The organism is Brachyspira pulli, from assembly GCF_036997785.1.
In the GTDB taxonomy this organism is placed as follows: Bacteria; Spirochaetota; Brachyspiria; order Brachyspirales; family Brachyspiraceae; genus Brachyspira; species Brachyspira pulli.
Genome location: NZ_JAWLQI010000105.1, coordinates 1 through 5,763 on the forward strand (window position 1 = coordinate 1; position 5,763 = coordinate 5,763).

At 28.2% G+C, this 5,763-nt stretch carries 6 protein-coding genes; 4 read left to right on the forward strand and 2 right to left on the reverse strand.

Features of this window, described 5'->3' with window-relative positions; genetic code table 11:
* Positions 1 to 634: 634 nt before the first annotated feature.
* The 4 genes from R4K56_RS14300 (at position 635) to R4K56_RS14315 (ending at position 4,770) form a co-directional block, all read left to right on the forward strand.
* Positions 635 to 2,557, forward strand: coding sequence for a methyl-accepting chemotaxis protein (locus R4K56_RS14300; protein WP_335773125.1), 1,923 nt, complete (start codon positions 635 to 637; stop codon positions 2,555 to 2,557).
* 103 nt (positions 2,558 to 2,660) lie between these two features.
* Positions 2,661 to 3,320 (forward strand): electron transport complex subunit E, encoded by a 660-nt coding sequence (locus R4K56_RS14305; RefSeq protein WP_335773124.1) that lies wholly within the window; start codon positions 2,661 to 2,663, stop codon positions 3,318 to 3,320.
* Positions 3,313 to 3,894, forward strand: coding sequence for an electron transport complex subunit RsxA (gene rsxA, locus R4K56_RS14310; RefSeq protein WP_297300517.1), 582 nt, complete (start codon positions 3,313 to 3,315; stop codon positions 3,892 to 3,894). The genes R4K56_RS14305 and rsxA overlap by 8 nt, the downstream gene beginning before the upstream one ends.
* Positions 3,895 to 3,933: 39 nt before the next feature.
* Positions 3,934 to 4,770 (forward strand): RnfABCDGE type electron transport complex subunit B, encoded by an 837-nt coding sequence (locus tag R4K56_RS14315; RefSeq protein ID WP_335759943.1) that lies wholly within the window; start codon positions 3,934 to 3,936, stop codon positions 4,768 to 4,770.
* Between the two features lie 77 nt (positions 4,771 to 4,847).
* Here R4K56_RS14315 and R4K56_RS14320 read toward each other — a convergent pair whose 3' ends face one another.
* A complete protein-coding gene (locus R4K56_RS14320; RefSeq protein ID WP_335759942.1) occupies positions 4,848 to 5,195 on the reverse strand; it encodes a YqfO family protein in 348 nt (115 codons plus the stop codon).
* A 31-nt stretch (positions 5,196 to 5,226) separates the two neighbouring features.
* Positions 5,227 to 5,709: a GNAT family N-acetyltransferase gene (locus R4K56_RS14325; RefSeq protein WP_335773123.1), complete on the reverse strand. Its 483-nt coding sequence runs from the start codon at positions 5,707 to 5,709 to the stop codon at positions 5,227 to 5,229.
* Between the last annotated feature and the right edge of the window lie 54 nt (positions 5,710 to 5,763).

Genomic DNA, 5,763 nt, shown 5'->3' on the forward strand with positions numbered 1-5,763 from the left:
TCTGTTTGAAAATTGACAAAATATATTTGTTTAGGTATATACTGAAAATTTTAGAGTTTGTCAAAAAATACAATTTTAAATTTAGGTTATTTGTGGGGACTAGCCCCACCGCTCTGCGTACTTCGTAACACCCCCAGTTCTTTTGCGACCGAAGGGAGTGCCTTTGGCGTGGCACAAAGAACCTATATCCTCGGCGGGCTCGGATACGCTTCGCGAAAGACTGCATTTTTGACATAAATCTTGGTTTTACTTCGCATTTTAAACAAAAATTAATAATATTTTATACTATTAATAAACAAAAATTCAATTTACAAAAAAGTAAAAATTGACAAAATATAGTTGTTTAGGTATATTTATAAAATTTTATATATTGTTTATTATTTATGTATTATTCCATATATAAATAATAAACAATTATAATTGTAAAATATTATTGATTAAAAATACACATTTTTTTACTGTTTATTCTTTTAATGTTATTATGCTATACTTATAATTAGTATTTTGGTATGAAAAATGAAATAATTGTCATAAAATATTTGATTTTTTTTATTTTTTCTATTATATTAGTTATGGTAAAAAAATAATTAGTTTTTTTCAAAATATCTAAATTTTTTTTAGTATGGTTTGTTATATGAAAATAAATAATCTTTCTTTTAGAATACCTTTTATAATTTCTGTTACTTTTATTTTATGTATGTTAGTTATAGTATTGATTATTACGGTAGTAAGTTCAAAGACTATAGAAGACACAGCTATAAAGGGATTGAGAGTAGCAGCAAAATCATATTCAGATATGATTGATTTATATTTTGCTGAAAAAAGACTGGTTATGGATTTATATTCTAAAGACCGTAATTTATCAAGATATTTATCAAATCCTACAGAAGAAAACAGATTAGCGGCTGAAAGTTCTTTAAAAGAATTTACAAGAGAAGTAGCCGATACACAAGTTTTTTATAATTATTCATTAGTTAATTTTAATGCTAATATCATACTTGACTCTATAGGCGGAAAATTACTGCATATTAATTATGGGGCAGATTCATCAGATTGGAAAAGATTCAAAGAAAATGGATATGATTTTTCTGCAAGAGATTTTATACAGCCTTCTTCAGCAAATCCTCTTAATGCTATATGTGTTATATGGAAAGGTATAAAAGATGAAAATGGAAAGGTTGTAGGAGTACTTAATAGTTCTATTAATTGGATGAAATTTATATCAGATTATATATTGCCTAGTCATATAGGAGATACTGGTTCTATAGCTATTATAGACAGTAAGAAAAACATAATAGCACATACTGATACAAATAAACTTTATATTTATGATAGTGATATTATAGGTACTTCAGCTTATGAAAGAAAACCGGAAACTATACGTGAAAAAGAAGATGAATTCTTTCAATATGTTTTAGATAATGATGACGGCATTTTGGAATATAAAGATGATGATAATGTATCTCAAATATCTTTATTTAGTTCAATAAACAATACTCCTTGGCATTTGATAGTAAGCTATAGTCAAAATGAGATATATGGAGATAAAAATAAACTTACAAAAATAGTTATAATTATAGCAGTGATTATGACATTTATAATTTGTTTGATAAGTAAATGCATTGCTTCTTCAATAGTGAAGCCTTTAAATATTGTTGTTATGGAGGCTGATCATATATCAAAAGGTTATATTGGACATAGTAAATCAGAATTAAAGAGAAAAGATGAAATAGGTATATTGATGAGCAGCTTTTATAATATGAAAGAGGCTTTGATTGAGGCAGTTAATGTTGTAAATGTTATTTCTAAAGAAGCTAAAAATAGAGCAGAGGAAATATCTTTAAAGAATGGTAAACTTCATAGCGAAACAGAAAGTAATTTTGATAATATGAAAGAAACTTCTAATGTAGCTAATAATATAGGAAGTTCTGTATTAGAAACTACCAATTACGCTAATGAACTTATAGATATAATGAAAGATGCAAATAATTCTATAGATATGGCTGATGTTAGTATTACAGAGGCTGCAAATAATGCTGATTCTGTAAGCGAGGCTAGTAATAAAATAAGAGATATTACAAAAGTTATAGAGAATATTGCTTTTCAAACTAATATCTTGGCTTTAAATGCATCAGTTGAAGCAGCACGTGCTGGAGAAAATGGCAGAGGATTTTCAGTAGTTGCCAGTGAGATAAGAAATTTAGCTCAAAGTACTTCAGGTTCAGTAAAAGACATATCTGCACTTATAGAAGAAAGTCAGAAACGTATTGAAGAAGCAGCTAAGTCTACTAATGAATCTAAAGAATTATTTTATAGCATGAAAGAAAAAATAGAAAAAGCCTATACTTTACTTTCTAATTTTACAAATGCCTTGAAATTACAAAAAGATGGTATAGATTCTATAAATTTACATATAGGTAATATAGAGAATAGTTCAAGAAATAATACTAAATTGGCTGAAGATGTAAGTGAGATTTCTAGAGAATTGGAAGAATTATCTATAAATTTAGAAGAAGCTATGTCATTTTTCAAGCTAAAAACTGGTGAAGATCAGTAAAAAATACATATAATAAGTATATATTTGTAAAGTTGCTTGAAAAAATTGCAATTTATGCTAAAATATTGCTATGTAATCTTAATTAAATCAAGGTTAAATTATTATGAAAAATTCTCAAGTGTTTATGGAAGGGGTCTGGAAAAATAACCCTACTTTTGTACAAGTTCTTGGTATGTGTCCTAGCTTGGCGGTTACAAGCAGTGTTATGAATGCGATAGGTATGTCTGTGGCTACTATATTTGTATTAGTTTGTTCTTCCGCTTTAATTTCATTAATCAAAAAGATTTATGCTAATGAAGTTAGAATTATGGGATACATTGTTGTTATAGCTGCTTTTGTAACTTTAACTGATATTGTTATGAAAGCTAAGTTTTATACATTATCTTTAGCTTTAGGGCCTTATATACCGCTTATAGTTGTAAACTGTATTATATTAGGTAGAGCTGAGGCTTTTGCTAATAAGAATGGTATTATACCTAGTATTTTTGATGCTTTAGGTAACGGTGTAGGTTTCTTTTTTGCATTAACATTACTTGCTTCTATTAGGGAAATATTAGGTAATGGTACTTGGTTAGGTTTCGATATCGTTGGAACTATAAGAGGTTTTGTTGAATCTGCAATGCCTTTTGCTTTGAATGCTTATAATGAAATTACTACTCCTTGGGTTGTTATGATTATGGCTCCAGGTGCTTTCTTCACTTTAGGTACTTTGATTGCAATAAAAAGAGCTATAGATGCTAGAGGAGGAAAAGCTAATGGTTAATTTAATTTTACTTTTTGTAGCTACTGTATTAGTTAACAATTTTGTATTAACTAAATTCTTAGGTATATGTCCGTTTTTAGGAGTATCTAATAAATTAGATTCAGCTGTTAGTATGGGTATTGCTGTTACTTTCGTATTGGTTTTAACTGCAGCTGTTAGCTGGATGATACAATATTATATATTAGTTCCTTTTAAAATTGAATTTTTACAAACTATATTATTTATTATAGTTATAGCAGCATTAGTACAATTCGTTGAAATGGTTGTAAGAAAAACAAGTGAAAGTTTATATCTTTCTTTAGGTATTTATCTTCCTCTTATTACTACTAACTGCTGTGTATTAGGTTTAGCTTTATTTGGTGTTTTATACAAATATAACTTTATACAAAATATAGTATTTGCTTTAGGTGCTGGTGTTGGTTTTACATTGGCTTTAGTTATAATGGCTAGTATAAGAGAACGTTTAGCTACTGCTGATATTCCGGAAGCTTTTAAAGGTCCTGCTATGCCTTTTATTACTGCAGGAATACTTGCTCTTATATTCTATGGTTTCTCTGGCATAATTAAAATATAATTATTAATGTGTTAGAAGTTATTTATAAGGATAATAAAAATGATGACATCTGTTTTAGTAGCTTCAATATCTTCAGGCTTAATTGCTTTGATATTGGCTGTTTTATTAATATTTTCTTCTAAAATTTTCAAAGTTGAAGTTGATGAGAGAGTTACTCAGTTAACAGAAATGCTTCCTGGTGCTAATTGCGGAGGATGCGGTTTTGCTGGCTGTGCTCAGTTTGCTAAAGCTTTAGTTGATGATAAAGCTCCTGTAGACGGCTGTTCTGTAGGAGGAGCTAATACTGCAGCAAAGGTTGCTGATTTTCTAGGTAAAGTTGCTCCGGAACAAAAAGAAAAAACAAGAGCATATATTTTCTGTCATGGTCATAAAGATATAGCAAAATCAAGCAGAGTTTATAACGGTGCTCAAACTTGTGTTTCTGCTGTTATGGCTGGCGGTAATAAAGATTGTTCTTACGGCTGTGTTGGACTTTATGATTGTATGAAAGCATGTGATTTTGGTGCTATTGTGAAAAGTGATACTGGAGTTCCTATAATAGTTGAAGATAAATGTGTTTCTTGCGGTGCTTGTGTTAAGGCTTGCCCTCAAAAACTTATAGAAATACACCCTGTTTCTCAAGAGTTCCATGTTTATTGTAAATCTAAAGATAAAGGCCCTGTTGCTAAAAAGGCTTGTGATAGAGCTTGTATAGGATGCAGTATTTGTGTTAAGAACACTAAAGAAGGCGGTATGAAGGTAGATAATTATCTTGCTATAGTTAATTATGATGATTATTCTATTACAAATGAAAGTATAGCTAAATGTCCTACTAAGGCTATTACTAATGAAAGAGTAAATTCTGTAAAAGACCTTTCAGAGATAAAAAAAGCTTAAATATTTTTTATAATTTAAAATAAAAAACAAGAGTTAAATTACTAGCTCTTGTTTTTTTGTTTAACAAATTTAAAATATTAATAATTTAAATTAATATCAAATCTATCATTGATTAAAGGTATTATATTCATTACAGGTTCTTCATAAGGGTGAACTTCTTTCATAACTTTAATAATATTTTCTACGTTTTTGATATCAGTTGAAAATTCTACTTTGTCTTCTGGAGCTTCAGATATTTCATTAACTTTTCCGTCGAAAGGGCTAGCTCCTTCAAGAGGACGCCAATATCCAGTGATTTTGGTTACTGACATTACATTATCATAATTACCAACACCTAAGGCACCAATATTATTTAATGCCTCTCTTAATTTGCTTGTATATTCTGCTGGTATATATATTTCAATTTTTACTTTTTTAAAATCCATACTATTTCCTTTTTATTAAATGAAAGAATAATTATAAATCTATATAATAAAGAACAATGTCTTCATATTCATTATTTTTATTTAAATAACCTTTTTTTACTACGCCTATTTTATTGAATACAATTTTTTCATATAATTTATGGGCATAAGTATTAGATATTACAACGGCATTGAACTGAAGAATTTTATATCCTAATTTTTTACCTTGTTCCATAGAATCTCTAACTAAAGCTTCTCCAATGCCTTTTCCTCTTGCTTCTTTGCTTACAGCATAAGATGCATTCGATATATGTCCGCATCTTCCTATATTATTAGGGTGAAGTATATAAACTCCATAAACTTTATCATTATCAATTGCAATGCCTGTATAATCTTGAGAATTGAAATATTTATCTGCTTCTTCTTCATTTGATAATTTTTCTATTTGAGGAAAATATATTCCATCTTCTATTATATTGTTCCATATTTCTAAAGCTTCTTTAATATATTTTTTATCGTATTTTATTATTTGCATTTTTGATTCCTTTATTTAAATATATAGTATATTATATATTGTTTAATAAAAATA

What these genes read in the sequence shown, in the direction of transcription:
- R4K56_RS14300 (WP_335773125.1), top strand. Translation starts at nt 635, where the DNA reads ATGAAAATAAATAATCTTTCTTTTAGAATACCTTTTATAATTTCTGTT.
- R4K56_RS14305 (WP_335773124.1), top strand. Translation starts at nt 2,661, where the DNA reads ATGAAAAATTCTCAAGTGTTTATGGAAGGGGTCTGGAAAAATAACCCT.
- rsxA (WP_297300517.1), top strand. Translation starts at nt 3,313, where the DNA reads ATGGTTAATTTAATTTTACTTTTTGTAGCTACTGTATTAGTTAACAAT.
- R4K56_RS14315 (WP_335759943.1), top strand. Translation starts at nt 3,934, where the DNA reads ATGATGACATCTGTTTTAGTAGCTTCAATATCTTCAGGCTTAATTGCT.
- R4K56_RS14320 (WP_335759942.1), bottom strand. Translation starts at nt 5,195, where the DNA reads ATGGATTTTAAAAAAGTAAAAATTGAAATATATATACCAGCAGAATAT.
- R4K56_RS14325 (WP_335773123.1), bottom strand. Translation starts at nt 5,709, where the DNA reads ATGCAAATAATAAAATACGATAAAAAATATATTAAAGAAGCTTTAGAA.